This is a genomic window from Bacillus sp. SB49, from assembly GCF_000469135.2.
GTDB lineage: Bacteria > Bacillota > Bacilli > Bacillales > Halobacillaceae > Halobacillus.
This window is the reverse complement of sequence record NZ_CP048117.1, coordinates 3,501,763-3,518,593: the sequence shown is the minus strand read 5'-3', so window position 1 is coordinate 3,518,593 and position 16,831 is coordinate 3,501,763. Positions and strand designations below refer to the sequence as shown.

The 16,831-nt window shown below is 47.2% G+C and carries 18 protein-coding genes; 12 read left to right on the top strand and 6 right to left on the bottom strand.

What is annotated here, in order from left to right:
* Window positions 1-21 precede the first annotated feature (21 nt).
* From M662_RS18270 to galU, 5 genes are all read left to right on the top strand, one after another.
* Entirely contained in the window at window positions 22-738 is a 717-nt protein-coding gene (locus M662_RS18270) for a CAP domain-containing protein (RefSeq protein ID WP_051348889.1), read from the top strand.
* A 178-nt stretch (window positions 739-916) separates the two neighbouring features.
* Complete coding sequence (locus M662_RS18265; protein ID WP_026577774.1) at window positions 917-2,185, top strand: sensor domain-containing diguanylate cyclase; 1,269 nt, start codon at window positions 917-919, stop codon at window positions 2,183-2,185.
* A gap of 36 nt (window positions 2,186-2,221) precedes the next feature.
* Window positions 2,222-2,686, top strand: coding sequence for an NUDIX hydrolase (locus M662_RS18260; RefSeq protein WP_026577775.1), 465 nt, complete (start codon window positions 2,222-2,224; stop codon window positions 2,684-2,686).
* Window positions 2,687-2,992: 306 nt separating this feature from the next.
* The gene (locus M662_RS18255) at window positions 2,993-4,525 is read left to right on the top strand and encodes a glycosyltransferase family 2 protein (RefSeq protein WP_026577776.1); all 1,533 of its coding nucleotides are present in this window, start codon (window positions 2,993-2,995) and stop codon (window positions 4,523-4,525) included.
* 24 nt (window positions 4,526-4,549) lie between these two features.
* Window positions 4,550-5,443, top strand: coding sequence for a UTP--glucose-1-phosphate uridylyltransferase GalU (gene galU, locus M662_RS18250; RefSeq protein ID WP_008636851.1), 894 nt, complete (start codon window positions 4,550-4,552; stop codon window positions 5,441-5,443).
* A 118-nt stretch (window positions 5,444-5,561) separates the two neighbouring features.
* Here the strand turns inward: galU and M662_RS18245 are convergent, their stop codons facing one another.
* Genes M662_RS18245 through M662_RS18235 form a run of 3 tightly spaced genes read right to left on the bottom strand, consistent with a single transcriptional unit; the run spans window position 5,562 to window position 8,276 of the window.
* Window positions 5,562-6,284, bottom strand: a complete 723-nt coding sequence (locus tag M662_RS18245) for a Bax inhibitor-1/YccA family protein (RefSeq protein WP_008636852.1) — start codon at window positions 6,282-6,284, stop codon at window positions 5,562-5,564.
* A gap of 41 nt (window positions 6,285-6,325) precedes the next feature.
* On the bottom strand, window positions 6,326-6,946 hold the full coding sequence (locus M662_RS18240; RefSeq protein WP_008636853.1) for a response regulator: 621 nt from the start codon (window positions 6,944-6,946) through the stop codon (window positions 6,326-6,328).
* Complete coding sequence (locus tag M662_RS18235) at window positions 6,924-8,276, bottom strand: sensor histidine kinase (protein WP_026577777.1); 1,353 nt, start codon at window positions 8,274-8,276, stop codon at window positions 6,924-6,926. The genes M662_RS18240 and M662_RS18235 overlap by 23 nt, the downstream gene beginning before the upstream one ends.
* 177 nt (window positions 8,277-8,453) lie before the next feature.
* Between M662_RS18235 and M662_RS18230 the strand changes: the two genes are divergently transcribed.
* From M662_RS18230 to M662_RS18215, 4 genes are all read left to right on the top strand, one after another.
* Window positions 8,454-9,059 (top strand): anthranilate synthase component II, encoded by a 606-nt coding sequence (locus M662_RS18230; protein ID WP_008636857.1) that lies wholly within the window; start codon window positions 8,454-8,456, stop codon window positions 9,057-9,059.
* Complete coding sequence (gene pabB, locus M662_RS18225; RefSeq protein ID WP_026577778.1) at window positions 9,056-10,786, top strand: aminodeoxychorismate synthase component I; 1,731 nt, start codon at window positions 9,056-9,058, stop codon at window positions 10,784-10,786. The genes M662_RS18230 and pabB overlap by 4 nt, the downstream gene beginning before the upstream one ends.
* A 33-nt stretch (window positions 10,787-10,819) precedes the next feature.
* Window positions 10,820-11,188: a thiol-disulfide oxidoreductase DCC family protein gene (locus tag M662_RS18220; RefSeq protein WP_008636859.1), complete on the top strand. Its 369-nt coding sequence runs from the start codon at window positions 10,820-10,822 to the stop codon at window positions 11,186-11,188.
* 157 nt (window positions 11,189-11,345) lie between these two features.
* Window positions 11,346-12,161, top strand: a complete 816-nt coding sequence (locus M662_RS18215; RefSeq protein WP_008636860.1) for an STAS domain-containing protein — start codon at window positions 11,346-11,348, stop codon at window positions 12,159-12,161.
* A 92-nt stretch (window positions 12,162-12,253) separates the two neighbouring features.
* Here the strand turns inward: M662_RS18215 and M662_RS18210 are convergent, their stop codons facing one another.
* Window positions 12,254-13,261: an NADP-dependent oxidoreductase gene (locus M662_RS18210; protein WP_026577779.1), complete on the bottom strand. Its 1,008-nt coding sequence runs from the start codon at window positions 13,259-13,261 to the stop codon at window positions 12,254-12,256.
* Window positions 13,262-13,388: 127 nt separating this feature from the next.
* Here M662_RS18210 and M662_RS18205 point away from each other — a divergent pair, with 127 nt between their 5' ends.
* Genes M662_RS18205 through M662_RS18195 form a run of 3 tightly spaced genes read left to right on the top strand, consistent with a single transcriptional unit; the run spans window position 13,389 to window position 14,831 of the window.
* Window positions 13,389-13,790 carry a hypothetical protein gene (locus tag M662_RS18205; RefSeq protein ID WP_026577780.1) on the top strand — a complete coding sequence of 134 codons (402 nt, stop codon included), beginning with the start codon at window positions 13,389-13,391 and terminating at the stop codon, window positions 13,788-13,790.
* Complete coding sequence (locus M662_RS18200; RefSeq protein WP_026577781.1) at window positions 13,771-14,121, top strand: hypothetical protein; 351 nt, start codon at window positions 13,771-13,773, stop codon at window positions 14,119-14,121. The genes M662_RS18205 and M662_RS18200 overlap by 20 nt, the downstream gene beginning before the upstream one ends.
* The gene (locus M662_RS18195) at window positions 14,118-14,831 is read left to right on the top strand and encodes an alpha/beta fold hydrolase (RefSeq protein WP_026577782.1); all 714 of its coding nucleotides are present in this window, start codon (window positions 14,118-14,120) and stop codon (window positions 14,829-14,831) included. Before M662_RS18200 ends, M662_RS18195 begins: the two co-directional genes overlap by 4 nt.
* A 74-nt stretch (window positions 14,832-14,905) precedes the next feature.
* Here the strand turns inward: M662_RS18195 and M662_RS18190 are convergent, their stop codons facing one another.
* Both M662_RS18190 and exaC read right to left on the bottom strand, forming a co-directional pair.
* Complete coding sequence (locus M662_RS18190) at window positions 14,906-15,274, bottom strand: DUF779 domain-containing protein (RefSeq protein WP_008636865.1); 369 nt, start codon at window positions 15,272-15,274, stop codon at window positions 14,906-14,908.
* 23 nt (window positions 15,275-15,297) lie between these two features.
* Window positions 15,298-16,818, bottom strand: a complete 1,521-nt coding sequence (exaC, locus tag M662_RS18185) for an acetaldehyde dehydrogenase ExaC (RefSeq protein WP_026577783.1) — start codon at window positions 16,816-16,818, stop codon at window positions 15,298-15,300.
* Window positions 16,819-16,831 lie beyond the last annotated feature (13 nt).

Genomic DNA, 16,831 nt, shown 5'->3' with positions numbered 1-16,831 from the left:
TTAAACGAGGAGACAACCACCATGAGAAAGTTACTATTGTTTCTGATTGCTTTACTTGTCATCATCGTCGTTGCAACCCCTGTCTCTGCTCAAGATATATGGAAATGGAAAGATAACCCGAAAGAATCGTATGAGAAGGTGACCCGTCATATTCAGGGCCTGGTCGAAGGTACGGATGTGAAACAGGAAGTTCAAACATTCGGGGAGGATCTACGCTCTTTCTTTGACGGAATCGAATGGAAATACGTAGAGGACTCTGAATTGGAGCAGCCGCAGGCGGAAAATAATGGTGTGGAAGAACAGGCAGAGCCGGCAGCTGAGGAAGGGTCCATCGACGATTATCAACCGAATGAGTTCGAGAAGGAAGTTGTAGCGCTTGTCAATGAAGAACGGGAGCAGCGCGGCCTTGCCCCGTTAAAAATAGATAATCGGTTAAGCGGTATGGCCAAGGTTAAATCGCAGGATTTATCGGATAAAGACTACTTCAGCCACGAATCGCCGACTTACGGTTCGCCTTTTGATATGATGAACCAATTTGATTTCGACTATAGGGCAGCTGGTGAGAATATTGCTGCAGGTCAAAGGACGCCGGAACAGGTAGTGGAAGGTTGGATGAACAGTGACGGCCACCGTGCCAACATTCTTCACGAAGACTTTACGCATATCGGTGTCGGTTATGTGAAGGGTGATGGAAGATACACAACGTATTGGACGCAGCTTTTCATGACACCAAAATAAACAGAGAGCAGGGCACGAAATCGAGGTGCTCTGCTTTTTTTTGTTATATATATCTGATTGTTTAGAAAATTGGGTAAAATATGCAGATCGCAATAGTTTTTATTCGTTATAAAGTGCTATAATTCTATAGCGACTATTTATTATTACTAATTGAAGATAAAGAAAGAAGGGTAACTGCATGGACAACCTTCCCGGTCTGTTTAAAAACGAGAGATGGATGAAAAGCCTTTTTCAACAATTGGAAGACGGTATAGCGATTGTGAAGAAGGAGGAGGACTGTTTTCTGTTCCTTTATGTGAACCCAAGTTTGCTGGAGAGGTACCCCGGGATGGAAGGGAACATCCTGAAGAAAACGGACCACGCAGCAATGTATAATCATCTGTGTCGTGTGTGTGAAGCGGCAGATCGAAAGAACGGACAGGTGGTACCTATAGCCGAAGAACCTTCTTCCCCATTTCAGGAGCCTTATCAATTATATTGCATGAAACCGGAGGCCGTCTATTGCATTTCCATAGATGGGAAAGCGAGGAGAGGTGCGGGCAGTATAGAGATGTGGATGGAGGATGCGTACCGCTATCGTTCTCTCGTAGAGACGTCACCGGATGCAGTGTTCGTTCACGATCAGGATGATAGAATTGTCTATATTAATCAGACGGCCGTTCATATGATCGGGGTGAATAAACCGGAAGACGTATATGGACAGGATATAAAAAGATATTTCTCAGGGGAAAACGAGGAGAAAACAAGGGATCGTCTCAGGCGTCTGTTTGCCGGTTTGGAGGTTAAGGGACCGATTGAACGTCAACTAGTCAAAGTGGACGGCACATGCATGGAAGTGGAAGTACACGGGGGACTTGTACACTATTCCGGAGAAAAGGCGGTACAAACCGTGTGCCGGGATATTTCCGAGCGAAGGATGCAGCAGGAAAAACTGAAGACGATGGCCTATTATGACCAACTTACCAATGTAGCAAATAGAAGGTACTTTTTTGATAAGTTGAACAGCGAACTCGAACAGGCGGAAGAAGATCAGTCTATGCTTGCTCTCCTTTTCATTGATTTAGATAACTTTAAACAAATCAATGATAGGTATGGACATCAGATCGGAGATGAAATACTTGTCATCTTCACCAAACGTGTGAAACAGAAGCTGCGTGATTCTGATACACTCTCCAGGCTCGGCGGTGATGAGTTCGTCATCCTGCTTACCAGTATAACATCGGGTGATCAGCCGAATAAAGTGGCCGATCGGATCATGAACAGTATCACGAAACCTATCTTCAAAGAGGGCCGCGCTATCCATATCAGTGCTTCTATAGGGATTTCTATTTACCCAGATCACGGACGGGACAGGAATGATTTGATGACGAGGGCGGACAGAGCCCTTTATGACGCTAAAGAACGAGGAAGAAGCAGAATCTCTGTCTCTACGGAAGAAGACAGGTGATAACTGGAAGGCGTGAACCAGTAAGGAGGAATACATATGGATTACATCCGTTATTTACGCTCTATGGTCGGACAGCAGCGGGTAATTATGACAGTGAGCGGGGTCTTCGTTCTTGACGAACAGGATAGAATCCTGCTGCAGCTCCGTTCGGATACAAACAGTTGGGGGATCCCGGGGGGCTTTATGGAAATGGACGAAACTGTGGAAGATGCAGCGAGGAGGGAAACGAGAGAAGAAACGGGACTGGATCTCGGGAAAATGGAATTGTTCGGTGTTTACTCAGGAACCTCCTTACATAAGACATTCCCAAATGGAGACAAGGCTGCCCTCGTACAAGTTCTTTTTACCTGCAGAGATTTTGAAGGGGAATTGAATGAAGGGGACAGCGAGACGTTGGATGTAGGATTCTATCCTCTGCACGATCTGCCTGAGAAAATGTTTGAAAAGCATAGGTTGTTCATTGAGGATTTTTTACAAAAACAGCCTCCGGTGATCGGATAAAAAAGCATTCATATTCTCTTAAAAAGAACCCTTTAGGGTTCTTTTTTTAGTTGTCTGTTCACTATAATGAAAAGGTTTTGTCGATAAACTAAGAAAAAAGTAGATATATTGAGAAAATAAGCCATAAACACTCATTTTATGTTCGTTATAGAGGATTTATGGGGAAATTTTAGCTTTGACACTTTCATAAAATATCTTATAATCAAAGTAACATTCGTTAAAACGAACAGAGGAGGCGGTCTTCCACCCATCGTTTTGGACGTGTCATTTGTTGGACTCCGTCATGAAAAATCAGGAGGTTAAGATATGGAAAATGTAGTGACTATTCCTAATGTAAACGAACAATCCCCCTCATTGAATATTTCTGGTGTAAGACATACGTACATGAAGCCTCGTATTACTGCCTTCATTCCTGCACATAACGAAGAAAAGTCGATTCGTGACTGCCTCGAAGGACTCGGGGACCAGACCCTGCCGAAAGATGTGGAATTGGACGTCATCGTCATTGCTGATAACTGTACTGACAGAACAGAAGAAATCGCACTCCTTGCCGGTGAAGAGTTCAACCTCAACTTGAAAGTGTTGACAACGGAGAATAATAAACAACGCAAAGTTGGAGCATTGAATTCTGCCTGGAAGAGTATTTATGGCGATCCGCTGGACTTGTATAACAAAAAACCGACGATCTATGAAGAATATTATAAGAGTTCGGTCAAAGCCATCCTCGGCATGGATGCGGACAGTCGTCTTGCTCCGGATGCTCTTGCAGAACTCTGGGAAGGATTGATGAGTGCTCGTAATATCGGTGGAGTTATGGCCAAGTACACGATGAGAATGCCTAAGAAGAAGAGCCTGCTTTCGAAGGATGATGTTCGTTATGAAGAACTATTGGCGAGCGGTCAGTATGGAGGTCCTGTGACAAGATGGTGGACGCACCAGCAGAAGCAGGACATGGCGAGCTGGCTGCTCGATCTGCAATACAGGGGAGGAAGCACATACGTTCTTGGAGGTCAGGCGACCCTGTTCCGTCCGGAAGCGCTGCAGGATATCGTAGACGAGAACAAACTCGACGGTCCATGGCAGGATGAAAGTGATGTAGAGGATATGCTGCTTACATGGCAGATACAGAAACGCTGGAAGACATTGATCAGTCCCAAAGCCCGCTGCTTCGTTGATGCTATGAGGTCCTATCATACGTTTCGTCAGCAGCGTAATAAGTGGCAGGGAGGAACGGTCGAATTACTTACGAATAACGATATCGGGGTGAAATCAAAGCACAGGGCGAAAATCTGGCGGTCACAAATCAAGACGATGATTGATCTATCCATCCGTCTTATCTTCTTTACCCTTCTGCTCGTATCTATTACGACTGATCAATTTTACTGGGCGTGGATATGGTTGACGCCCGTTGCGCTTGCTTCGATCCTTAATACGATTCTTGCTCTGAAGACGCCGATGCACAGGCCGATCGATGTGATTCTGGCAGCGCTGCTTATCAGCCCTGAGATTTATTTATGGGTAAACTTCATCACCTTCTCCAACGTTTGGCTTGGTAAGTTGTCTGCCCATAAGAAGGATGGATGGGCAGTCCAGTATAATGCAGAGCGCGGGCAGACGAAGAGTAAGATTGTAGAAGGGATGCTGGCAGTCATTGTCTTGATCGGCGCGCTCGTTTATGTAGCCGTTACACACAGGGATTTCTTTACCAGTGAGAAGGTCCAAACGGCTGTTTATCCATACTTGGATGCAGGCTGGACAATTTTGACCTTCCTTACCGTGTACACGTCATTACTGATGCTTTATCAGATTTGGACGTTAAGAGGAAGACATACGGCTTGATCCCATAAACCAGGAGGTAGAACGATGAACATTAAAAAAGCGATCATTCCTGCTGCTGGATTCGGAACAAGGTTCCTTCCTGCTACAAAAGCCCAGCCGAAAGAAATGCTGCCGATTGTCGATAAGCCGACCATTCAGTATATCGTAGAAGAAGCAATAGCTGCCGGCATTGAGGAAATCATCATCGTGACCGGGAAAGGGAAACGCTCGATTGAAGACCACTTCGATCACGCCTTCGAGCTGGAAGCCAATTTGAAGAAGAAAGGCAAGTGGGAGCTCCTGGAGGAAGTGCAATACTGCTCAGGGCTTGCTGATATTCACTACATCCGTCAGAAAGAGCCGAAAGGACTGGGGCACGCCATCTGGTGTGCAAGGAAGTTCATTGGTGAAGAGCCGTTTGCGGTTTTGTTGGGAGACGATATTGTGAGGTCCGATTACCCGGGTATCCGGCAGTTGATGGACGTCTACGATGAAACGGGAGCATCTGTCATCGCTGTCCAGGAGGTTGCCCCCGAAGAAACCCACCGATATGGAGTAATTGCCCCGACAGCCAACACGGGCAGGAAGTTTGAGGTCGGTGGTTTTGTAGAAAAACCGGTGCAGGGGACGGCTCCATCCAATTTCGCAATCATCGGCCGTTATGTACTTACTCCGGAAATATTTGCTTATTTGGATAAACAAGAGATTGGGGCAGGGGGAGAGGTGCAGCTGACGGATGCGATTGATCGGTTAAACCGTACCAATCCCGTGTATGCCTGGAATATGGAAGGTCGCCGGTATGACGTTGGGGAGAAGGTCGGTTTCGTCCAAACGACCATCGATTTCGCTCTGGAGCGCGAAGAGCTGAAGGATGAACTGCTTGCCTACCTGAGGGACGTCGTCGCCCTTCATGAAGAACAGAAGCTGCGCGTCTTATAAATTATAGAAAAGCTGCGGATAATGAATCGCCTCTTGGAAAGCGTTCCATTATCCGCAGCCCTGTCTTATAAAAATGGCTGGAAGCAGCCCCGGTATGGGGCTGCTTCTTTGTTAGTAATCATCGTCTTATTTTTTGAAGGAGTCTTAGAATTTCAATGTAGAGCCATACGAGCGTTACGATCAAACCGAAGGCTCCGTACCATTCCATGTGCTTCGGTGCCCCACGGTTGACTCCCTGCTCGATGAAATCGAAGTCGAGAACAAGGTTCAGTGCGGCAATCGCTACGATGAACAAACTGATTCCGATACCTACAGGTCCGCTGGAATGAAGATAGGGGACCGAGGCACCGAAGAAATTCATGATGAAATTGATCAAATAAACAATTAGGATTCCGAACGTCGCGGAAACGACCATCAGTCGGAAGTTGCGTGTCACTTTAATTATTCTTGTGGCATAAAGGAACAACAGGGCTGCCATAACGGCGAAGGTGAGACTAACGGCTTGGATGACAATCCCCGAGTATGCTCCCTCGGCAAAGGCTGAAATACCGCCGATGAAGAAACCTTCCAATGCCGCATAGATCGGCCCTGTTACGGGTGCCGCTTTAGGAAAGAATGCTGTTATGATGGCGAACACCAATCCGCCGATCACTCCGATCATCATCATCATCGTTACGTCGACGCCTTGAGTATATTGGTACCATGTATAGAAAGCTGTTCCTAATAAGAAAAGGAATAAGAGTGCGATTTTCGCTACTGTACCCCCTAGGGTCATCGTCGCGCCCATCTCACCCCGGCGTTGAAACGTATCGTTCTTTAAAATGGGATTTCCACTGCGCATGTTCTTCCTCCTTTATACGATATATGAGATCGTTCCCTGCATCAATGAGCGTACCACTGATACAATTTCTTCGGTCTGCCGATCTTTTGATGACTGACGACCTGCTTGACCTTTCCTTCTTCCAGAAGGTGCATGAGATAACGATAAACCGTCGGATAGGCCAATCCGATCTCTTTGGAAATATAGTCGACCGGATACGGTTCTTTGTTTTTCTTGAGAAAATCGGAAATCGACTGCAGCGTACCGCGGCTGATACCTTTCGCGGTAAAGACATCCTCTTCATCCTCTTGTACGAGCTTCATGTTGGCAATCTGGGCATGAAGCTTGATTCGTGAAATCAAATCAGGTGCTTTTACCGGTTTTAAGGCAAAATCCGTCGCTCCCTCTTCCAGGAATTTGTCTGCGATCTCCTGCCGTTCATCCACCGTCAATACAAGAATGGGTACCACCGAATTGTGTTTGCGGATCTCCCTTACGGTTTGAAGTCCGTCCATCTCCGGCATATGATAGTCTACCAGAATGACGTCATAGGAATTTTCCAGGAATTTAGCCACTCCCTGACGGCCGTTCTCTGCAGTATCCGATTCCCACTGGGCATGCCTGCAAAACTCTGTCAGCATATACCGCAGTGATTCATCATTATCCATGATCAATATTTTCATCTCGTACTCTCTCCTTCGGTAAATGAATCCAAAATGCTGTTCCTTCCCCTTGCTGGCTTTCAATAGAAAGGTCAGCGCCATGTTCCTGAACGACATTCTTCACAAAGGTCAGTCCGACGCCTGGGTGTGATTTGGTGCTGTATCCGGCATTCCATATTTTATTAATATTTGCCTGGCTGATCCCGTGCCCATTGTCTTTGACACCGATCTGGATGTTACTACCGGATACCTTAGTGGCGATAATGACTTTGGCGTCCTGCTTCCCGGCGACGGCATCGCTTGCGTTATCTATCAAGTTCACCAGCGCTCGCGTCATTCGTATCTTGTTAATGTAAATTTCAATCGTTTCTTTCGCTTCTAATTCAAATTGATAGATCGGTTCATCCGATAATTTATTGGCTCGGACGTATTCGATGAACGTCTTCAAAGAGCACCAATTCTTCTTCTCATGATAGAGGATTTCCGAGACCATATCACTGGTAGATTGAATGGAGGCGGAAATCTTCTGTGTGTACTGCCGAATGTCCTCATCCTGCGTTTTCATCTGGATGAGAGAATTTAAGCCTTCCATTAAGGATAAAGGTGTTTTCAAGTCATGCACTAGGTGCAGAGCTTCCCGTCCTGATCTTGATTCCACCATGTCGAGGCGGGCGATATCGAGATCCTGCCTCATTTTTGTCCGCTGTTCTGAGACGATCAAATAAACGCCCAGAACCGTCGCATTGGTAACAAAAACAAGGAAGAAAACGAGGCTGTAGAAATTAAGTGTCGTTCCGAACCCGAGTGCTTCCGCTGCTGCCTTCACCTGAAGGGAAATCTCCCCGCCGCCGAATCCGAAAGCGGTCAGGAACAGAACCATATCAAGCCACTGGGCTCCGAACAGCAGTTGAATGAACAAAATCGATTTGAACAGCGGCCGCAGCCTTCCTTTTCCAAGAAAGTGGAGTATGGAAATGGAGACAAGTAGAAAAAGAGCCGGTCCGCCAAAATAATAGTTTATGGAATTATACCCGTTGATGACAGCATAGACAAGAGGAATGATAAGAAGCGGGATGACTACTTTCAGCCACGGGCGCTGTAACTTATCCCCGAGCTCATCTCCAAGCAGTAAGGCTCCAAGGTAATGAGGAAGAGCCCTGATGGTATTTAATAAGACGAGTCCGAAGGCGGCGAGCATTAAGGTACTTCCGGAAGGCGTCTCATCCAAATCCTCAAGGACGGATGCGAGCCCGGATCGTTCGACCGTGAGCCAGAGCGGCATCGTTGCACCGATGAGGATGAGAGCGACCTGCAGCCAGATGCTCTTCGAGTGTATGACTTCTTTGAACATGATATCCCCCTAATCATCGTATATCTTTCTCTACATTTTAATACAGGTTACTGCTTTTTACGATCTTTTTTCCAATAAAGGGCAGAAGGGAAGAGATTTTGAAGATCGGTCCTACCAATCTTCTGCAGGCATAGTATAATGGATTCAAAAAAAGAGGATGAAAGGTGAACGACACTTATGATTGTGATCATCGACAACTATGATTCTTTTACTTATAATTTAGCCCAATATTTTCAAACAATGGAGGAGGATGTCCGCGTCTTCCGCAATGATGAAGTGACAGCGGAAGAGGTACAGCAACTGGACCCTACACTAATTGTGCTGGCGCCAGGTCCTGGAAATCCGGGAGAAACAGGTGTAGCCAAGGAAGTTCTTACCCTTTGCAGCAGAACCATTCCCATTCTCGGCATCTGCCTTGGGCATCAGCTGATTGTGGAGCATTTTGGAGGGGTGATTGAAAAGGGAGAGCAGCCCGTACACGGGAAAGTGACGGAAATGACACATGACGGGCGCACGATTTTCCGTGATCTTCCGGAGCGGATCAAGGTGACCCGCTACCACTCCCTGAAAGCATCCACGAGCAGGCTGCCGCAAGTCTTTGAAATTAGTGCGGTCTCAGAGGATGAAGTAGTTATGGCTGTCCGGCACTGTGAACTGCCTGTTGAAGGGATCCAGTTCCATCCGGAATCGATTCTGACGGAGTTTGGGATGGAGATGCTTGAGCGTGCGTATCGTCAGGCGGTTGTTTTTAAACGTGCGTCCTTGGAAGTGGCCGGCATATGATCGAAGAAGGCTCCCTGTTGTTTGAGTTTGCGGACAAGGAAGGAAAGGTCACACCTCAATGGTTCCGGCATCCTCTTGAAGTTTTGACCGCAGCGAGTGTGGAAGAAGTCCAGCAGATCTTTGCACGAGTAGACGAGCTGCTTAATCAGGGGTACTACGTCGCTGGGTATATTGCTTATGAGGCAGCTCCGGCCTTTGACGAGTCCTTTACTGTTCACACGGAGACAGATTGGCCCTTAGTCTGGTTCGGCGTCTATGATGGTCCTGTGGAAGACAGTGGCGATCAAGACAGGTGCGGTTCTTTCTCTGTCTCTGATTGGCAGCCGATCGGTGATTATGAGACATATAAAGAAGGGATAGGGAAGATCAAGGAAGGAATTGAGCGTGGAGATACCTATCAGGTGAACTATACGACCAGATTAAGAGCGGCGATTAAAGGGGAGGACTATGCTTTTTACCGTCAGCTAGTTGAAAATCAGCGCGCTAAATACAGTGCTTATCTGCATATGGGAGAACGACGCGTCCTGTCTGCGTCTCCGGAACTGTTCTTCCGGATTGACGGTTCGACTATCACGACAAAACCGATGAAGGGTACGGCTCCGAGGGGGAGAACTTATGAAGAGGATGAGCAGAGGAAGAGGCAGTTGGTGGAATCAGAAAAGGAACGGTCGGAAAACTTGATGATCGTTGACCTGCTCCGGAACGACGTCGGCCGTATTGCCCGTCCTGGTTCGGTACGAGTGCCAAGATTGTTTGATGTGGAGACATATCCCACCGTTCATCAGATGACATCAACGATAGAAGCAGAGCTTCCTGACATCTGCCGCATGGGTGACATCTTTCAAGCGTTGTTCCCATGCGGGTCTATCACTGGTGCTCCTAAGGTTCGTACGATGGAGTATATTTCCCGGCTGGAATTGTCCCCGCGAGGCGTTTATTGTGGTGCGATCGGATATATGACACCACAGAAAGAGGCTGTCTTTAACGTGCCGATCCGAACGGTCATGTTGGAAGGGGATAAGGCCGTGTATGGTACAGGCGGCGGAGTGACGTGGGATTCAACGTCGGAGGGAGAGTATGAAGAACTTCATACGAAAGCGAGACTGCTGAAGGAAAATCGTCCTGAATTCCGGCTTTTGGAAACGATGCGCCTGGAGGATGGAAGGATGGATCTGCTTTCTTACCACCTTCAAAGATTGAGCCACTCAGCAGATTATTTTGATTTTCGTCTGGATGAATCTTCGGTGAAGAGCAAGCTGGAAGAGCAGATGCGCCTTCATCCGCATGGAGCATTTAAAGTCCGTTTACTAGTGGATAGAAACGGGGAGAGTACTGTAGAAGTACATTCTATTGACCCGCCTCATGGGCCTGTCGTCTGCGGTGTTTCCGATCAGGCGGTGGATGAGGATGATCCGTTTCTTTATCATAAGACGACTCACAGGACTGTTTACGAACAGCATCAGAAACCGGGGATGTTCGCCACTTTACTATGGAATTCCAGAGAGGAATTGACGGAATTTACGTTCGCTAATCTCGTTGTCAAGGATAAGGGGAAGTATTATACGCCTCCAGTCTCCAGTGGATTGCTTGCCGGGACATTCAGAGCAAAGCTGCTCGATGAAGGAGTGATCGAGGAGAAAGTGCTGGAGAAACCATCCCTCTCCGGTTTTGAAGAAGTTTGGATGGTCAACAGCGTGCGTGGGTGGATTCGGGTGGATTTTGAATAGGATGATCATAGGTTAACAAAGGAGTTTGGGGTCATGAAACATATTGTTTTTTATGATGCACAGTGTCCATTCTGTTTCTATGTGAAGAAGACTTTCCGAGCATTCGATTGGCAGAATCGTATTAAATGGGTATCTGTTCAGGAAACGGAGAAAACAGACAGGTATCCTTATCTGGAAGGAAGACCTGTTCTGGAAGAGATTCATATGTTGACGAAAGAAGGAGAAATCGTTCAGGGGTTCCATACAATCCGCAAACTGCTGCTGGCCCTTCCGCTGTTCTCTGTTTTCGGTATTCTGTTATCTCTACCCGGGATGAGCACCATCGGTTCCCCGCTCTACCGGTTCGTATCCGATCATCGCCACCAATGGTTCGGACGCTATGATATCCCTAGATATGAATGAGCAGGTAAGGGAGCATCTTTCAAGGAGAATTCCATTCTTGAAAGATGCTTTTTTTTGTTCATAAAGTTTATTTTTCTTCTCTTAAAGGGATTAAAAGGGAGGTAATCTATGTTACATTTGTTATATCAAAATAATAACCGCGCGAGGAGTATGCATGATGAATACGGAGTACATGTATATCGGTGAAAAATTAATAAACGACCATGTCATGCTCTCAGACAAGGTGGAAGAGATTGGGAGATCGGAATTTCCGAGAGGGTATAACAAAACAGCTGCCTGGGAGAAACTGTTCGTTTATCTCGGAGAAGCGCTTCTGAATGGGAGCGGACAAGTAGACGATAAAGTGTTTCGTTGGGCGGAAGAGGCGGCGGAGAGGAAAGTGGAAGCCGGTATCTCGCTGGATCAATCACTTCAGACGATCGGATTTGTCCGCCGGGCTCTTTGGGAAGTTTTCGAAACCCAGATCGAAGGCAATCGGTTCTCCCCGAGTTCGATTCTTCAAGTATGTAAAGTTGTCAATCCGTTGATCGACAAGGTCGCCTTATACTTCAGTCAGGTATATTTAGAGAATATCCGGATAGAGACAGAAAAGAAAGAGACGCGTCTGGAAGAGTTATCTGTGCCGGTCGTACCGATTACAGAAGGAGTGGCTGTACTGCCATTAATCGGGGAAGTTGATACGATACGAGCGCAGTGGATGATGGAACACACACTTGATAAAAGTACCGTACTGGATTTGGATTTTCTTTTTATCGATGTGTCAGGAGTGCCGGTCATCGATACAGTGGTTGCTCATTATATCTATCAGGTCGTACATGCTCTCGAGCTTGTCGGCGTCCACGCAACATTGACAGGTCTGCGTCCGGAAACGGCAAAAGCGCTGGTGGATATGGGGATTGACTTTGCTCACGTCCATACTAAGGCTGGGCTGCACCAGGCTTTGGAGGAAATCGGAATGTACAGACATGTCTAGCAGTCTGCAACACCCTTAAATTGGAAAAGGGTGAAAGTTGTTTTATAATGAAAGGGCCGTTGGAACTGTTCCAACGGCCCTTGTCTTATCTTTTATTTAGAAGATGGTTCAGAAACTTTCACCAGTAGTTTACCAAGGTTTTTCCCTTCGAACAATCCGAAGAATGCATCAGGAAGATTCTCGAAACCGTCCACAATCGTCTCCTCATAGGTGAGCTTTCCTTCTTTCACCCATTTGGACAAGTATTCGAATCCTTCAGAGAAACGATCTGCATAGTCGCCTACAGTAAAGCCTTTAAGAAGCGCACTGGATTTGATCAGGTGCATCTGGATGCGCGGGCCTTGGTCGTTCGGTACGTTGTAAGAAGCGATGGCACCACATTGAGAAATGCGGGCAAACTTATTAAGCAACGGATAAACCGCATCAGAAATGTCGGCACCTACGTTATCAAAGTAGATGTCTACACCGTTCGGGCATGCTTTCTCTAAAGCTTCCGCAACGTTTTCTTTCTTATAATTGATAACTTCATCTGCGCCGAGCGTGTCTTTCACGTAGGCAAGTTTCTCATCAGATCCGGCGATTCCGACAACGTGGAGTCCTTGGATCTTACCAATTTGGACGACTGCGGAACCAACGGCACCGGCAGCTCCGGATACGACAAGTGTTTCGCCTTGTTTCGGCTGGCCGATATCCATGAGTCCGAAGTAAGCCGTCAATCCAGGCATACCTAGAATTCCAAGAGATGTTGTCACAGGCCCCAGGCTTGTATCTACTTTACGTACTTGATCGGCCTTGGCAATCACGTATTCCTTCCATGGAAGCATTCCAGTGATGACGTCGCCTTCTTTCAAAGCATCGCTTTCTGATTTTACGACTTCCGCAACCACGCCGCCTTCTAGTGGCTCGTTTAGTTGGAACGGCGCAACATAGGATTTCGTATCATTCATTCTGCCTCGCATGTATGGGTCTACAGATGCGTAGAGCAGCTTGACGAGTACTTCTCCATTCTGCGGGTCCGGTGTTTGTGTTTCGACCATTTTGAAATGTTCATGTGTTGGTACAGCTTCAGGTCTTTGAACTAATTGAATTTCACGATTCATCTTAACACTTCCTTTCATATTTTTAATGGTAACTCGTAATTTACCGAGAGGGAAATCATCCGCTCATATCAAAGGAAGTTGAACTATTAATTCTATTTTTACTTTTCACTGATCAAGGAGTGGGTCTATGAACTGGAGGGAAAAGGTGTCCTACATACAGGGGGAATCCTTCATCGTTATTGAATCCATTGTAAAGGAGGATCCGGAGGAATGGTTGGAGGTGTTGGAAGCTTTGTCCAAGGACGCTTCCATCTGGAGGTGTTCCTCCGTCCGTGTCCTCCTTTCTGCAATGAATGATACGGTAGAAACCCGGTTGAAGAAACTCGGATTTACCTTCTTGGAAGAAAAAATCTTCGTGCGTTTCGATTTGGATAAGCTGGGAAAGGAAATCTCTCTCTTTATCTTGAGGTCCATCCATGATGTCCCGCCGCACGTGTTTCAAAAGACATGGCAGAGAACGATGGCCGGCTCCCCCAATGCCCCCTTCCACCATGTCGATGGAGGAACAGATGCGCAATGTCGCAAATGAACTCGGCCCAACTTACAGGGACAGCTGCCTGATCGCTTATGAGGAAGAGGAACCGATCGGTGTCCTCATGCCTCACCTCGAGCCGGGAAAAGAAGGGGAAGGCAGGTTCTTTTATTTCGGTCTCGTACCGGAGGAAAGAGGGAGGAAGAAAAGTCTGCCTTTGTATGTACAAGGGCTGCATCTATTAAAAGAACAGTTTGGAGCGTCTTATAGTGTGGGTTCGACAAGTGCTGGGAACATACCGATGAGAAAAGTGTTCCGTAAAGCAGGTGGAATCCAGACGGGAAGGAAATACGTTTATGAATGGAGAAAAAGGGGAGAAGGAAAATGAAGCTGTATACCAATATTCAAGGAGAAGGCGATCCGCTTGTATTTCTGCACAGCGGTCTTCAGACAGGCAGCAGTGACTTCCAAAAGCATGCAGAGCACTTCAGTAAGTCCTTTAAGGTAATTAGACCTGATCTGCGGGGACACGGGAATTCATTCAGCGGTGATTTTACCAATTACTTCGAAGACGCAGGCGAGGATTTAAAGGAAACACTGGACGGACTCGAATTAGATTCGGTACATATAGCTGCCAGTTCGTTAGGATCTCTCGCAGCTCTCAGTTTTGCCTGCAAGTATCCGGAATGCGTAAAGAGCCTTACTATTTCCGGAATTCAAGCAGTAAAACCAAAGAAGTGGAGCGACATGCACCGTCAGGAGGTCGACCATCAACGGAAGCTCCTGCGGGAAGAAGCGTTTGTTCAATACTTTAATCAGCTCCATAATACGAATTGGCGGGAGCTGATCTATCTATCCAGGGAAGAGAACTGGTATCCCTTTTACTTAACGAAGGCTTTGCCGGGAATTGGAGTTCCGACGCTTTACCTTGCCGGAGAACAGAATGGACCGGAAGTGAAAGCAGCTCACCTCTTTTCCGGCTATGATCACATCCATACAGCTGTCCTCCCTTTTGCCGGGCACCTGGTCCATAACGACCAGCCGGAGTGGTATATAAATCTACTGGAACGTTTTCTCTCAGAATTCGAAGAGTACTAGAAGCATAAAAAAAGAGGAAGGTTGAATTCCTTCCTCTTTTTAGACTGCCTCGATATCCATTTCGTGGAATTGATCTAGACGGACTCGGATTCCTTCAGTTCTTCCAGCTCTTCTTTTGTAAAGGCCCGGGACCGCGTCAGGAAACGCTTGCCTTCTACACCCTCTAAGGAGAACATTCCGCCCCGGCCATCCACGACATCAATGATCAGCTGCGTATGCTTCCAATAATCGAACTGCTTCTTGTTCATGTAGAAGGGCGTATCATCAATGCTGCCGAGCAGCACATCCTGACTACCGATCAAAAGATCCCCTTCTTCATAACACATAGGAGAACTGCCGTCGCAGCATCCCCCGGATTGATGGAACATGACTGGTCCGTGCTTCGCTTTCAGCTTATTCAGCAGTTCATACGTCTCCGCTGTCGCTTTCACACGTTCCACCATGGTCATTCCTCCTTTGCTTCAGATTAAAAGAATCCAAGTTTCTTAGGGCTGTAGCTTACGAGCATATTCTTCGTCTGTTGGTAATGGCTCAGCATCATCTTGTGGTTTTCCCGGCCGACTCCGGACATCTTATATCCACCGAATGCTGCGTGGGCAGGGTAGGCGTGATAGCAGTTCGTCCACACGCGTCCTGCTTCAATGCCACGACCGAAACGATAGGCGGTGTTCATATCACGGGTCCATACACCGGCTCCAAGGCCGTAAAGGGTGTCATTGGCAATGGCCATTGCTTCTTCTTTGTCTTTGAAGGTCGTTACGGATAACACAGGACCGAAAATCTCTTCCTGGAAGATGCGCATATTGTTGTTTCCTTTGAATATGGTCGGTTGGACATAATATCCTTCTTTGAAGTCGCCGCCGATGTCATTACGGGCTCCTCCGACAAGGCATTCTGCACCTTCATCTTTACCAATCTCCAGATAAGAGAGGATCTTTTCCAATTGTTCAGAAGATGCCTGGGCTCCCATCATTACTTCCGGATCGAGCGGGTTGCCTGTCTTGATCTCTTTCACCCGTTTGACAGCACGATCCATGAACTCGTCATAGATAGACTCCTGAATCAAGGCGCGGGAAGGACATGTACAGACTTCCCCCTGGTTTAATGCAAATAGCACCATTCCTTCTATTGTCTTATCAAGGAAGTCATCATCTTCCCTCATGACGTCCTCGAAGAAAATGTTCGGTGATTTTCCGCCAAGCTCGAGGGTTACCGGGATAATGTTTTGGGATGCATACTGCATGATCATCCGCCCGGTCGTCGTTTCACCAGTAAAGGCGACTTTGTTGACACGCGGACTCTGGGCGAGCGGCTTGCCTGCCTCCAGTCCGAAGCCGTTTACGACATTCAATACACCAGCCGGCAGCAGGTCTTCAATCATTTCCAGCAGGTAAAGGATAGAAGAAGGCGTCTGCTCCGCCGGCTTCAGAACGATAGCATTCCCGGCAGCAAGTGCAGGTGCAATTTTCCAAACCGCCATTAGAATCGGGAAGTTCCAAGGAATGATCTGCCCGACGACTCCAAGCGGCTCTTGGAAATGGTAAGCGATCGTATCTTCATCAATTTCGCCGATGGTTCCTTCTTGAGAGCGGATAACAGAAGCGAAGTAGCGGAAGTGATCTACAGCAAGAGGAATATCAGCATTCAGCGTTTCCCGAACCGCCTTCCCATTTTCCCATGTTTCTGCGACGGCGAGCTTTTCAAGGTTCTCTTCCATACGATCGGCAATCCTGTTCAGGATGAGCGACCGTTCGGTCACAGATGTCCGCCCCCAGGCATCTTTCGCCTTATGAGCGGCATCCAGTGCAAGTTCTATGTCCTCTTCTGTCGACCTAGCTACTTGGCAGAAGGATTTGCCGGTCACCGGTGTGACGTTTTCGAAGTATTGCCCTTTAACGGGTGCCGTCCATTCTCCTCCGATAAAGTTATCATAGCGTTCTTTGAATTGTACCGGAGAGCCTTCTGTGTTCGGAAATGCATAGACCATTTTCATTCATCCT

Excerpts from the sequence above, each read along its gene's own strand:
- M662_RS18270 (WP_051348889.1), top strand. The coding sequence starts at position 22 with ATGAGAAAGTTACTATTGTTTCTGATTGCTTTACTTGTCATCATCGTC.
- M662_RS18265 (WP_026577774.1), top strand. The coding sequence starts at position 917 with ATGGACAACCTTCCCGGTCTGTTTAAAAACGAGAGATGGATGAAAAGC.
- M662_RS18260 (WP_026577775.1), top strand. The coding sequence starts at position 2,222 with ATGGATTACATCCGTTATTTACGCTCTATGGTCGGACAGCAGCGGGTA.
- M662_RS18255 (WP_026577776.1), top strand. The coding sequence starts at position 2,993 with ATGGAAAATGTAGTGACTATTCCTAATGTAAACGAACAATCCCCCTCA.
- galU (WP_008636851.1), top strand. The coding sequence starts at position 4,550 with ATGAACATTAAAAAAGCGATCATTCCTGCTGCTGGATTCGGAACAAGG.
- M662_RS18245 (WP_008636852.1), bottom strand. The coding sequence starts at position 6,284 with ATGCGCAGTGGAAATCCCATTTTAAAGAACGATACGTTTCAACGCCGG.
- M662_RS18240 (WP_008636853.1), bottom strand. The coding sequence starts at position 6,946 with ATGAAAATATTGATCATGGATAATGATGAATCACTGCGGTATATGCTG.
- M662_RS18235 (WP_026577777.1), bottom strand. The coding sequence starts at position 8,276 with ATGTTCAAAGAAGTCATACACTCGAAGAGCATCTGGCTGCAGGTCGCT.
- M662_RS18230 (WP_008636857.1), top strand. The coding sequence starts at position 8,454 with ATGATTGTGATCATCGACAACTATGATTCTTTTACTTATAATTTAGCC.
- pabB (WP_026577778.1), top strand. The coding sequence starts at position 9,056 with ATGATCGAAGAAGGCTCCCTGTTGTTTGAGTTTGCGGACAAGGAAGGA.
- M662_RS18220 (WP_008636859.1), top strand. The coding sequence starts at position 10,820 with ATGAAACATATTGTTTTTTATGATGCACAGTGTCCATTCTGTTTCTAT.
- M662_RS18215 (WP_008636860.1), top strand. The coding sequence starts at position 11,346 with ATGAATACGGAGTACATGTATATCGGTGAAAAATTAATAAACGACCAT.
- M662_RS18210 (WP_026577779.1), bottom strand. The coding sequence starts at position 13,261 with ATGAATCGTGAAATTCAATTAGTTCAAAGACCTGAAGCTGTACCAACA.
- M662_RS18205 (WP_026577780.1), top strand. The coding sequence starts at position 13,389 with ATGAACTGGAGGGAAAAGGTGTCCTACATACAGGGGGAATCCTTCATC.
- M662_RS18200 (WP_026577781.1), top strand. The coding sequence starts at position 13,771 with ATGCGCAATGTCGCAAATGAACTCGGCCCAACTTACAGGGACAGCTGC.
- M662_RS18195 (WP_026577782.1), top strand. The coding sequence starts at position 14,118 with ATGAAGCTGTATACCAATATTCAAGGAGAAGGCGATCCGCTTGTATTT.
- M662_RS18190 (WP_008636865.1), bottom strand. The coding sequence starts at position 15,274 with ATGGTGGAACGTGTGAAAGCGACAGCGGAGACGTATGAACTGCTGAAT.
- exaC (WP_026577783.1), bottom strand. The coding sequence starts at position 16,818 with ATGGTCTATGCATTTCCGAACACAGAAGGCTCTCCGGTACAATTCAAA.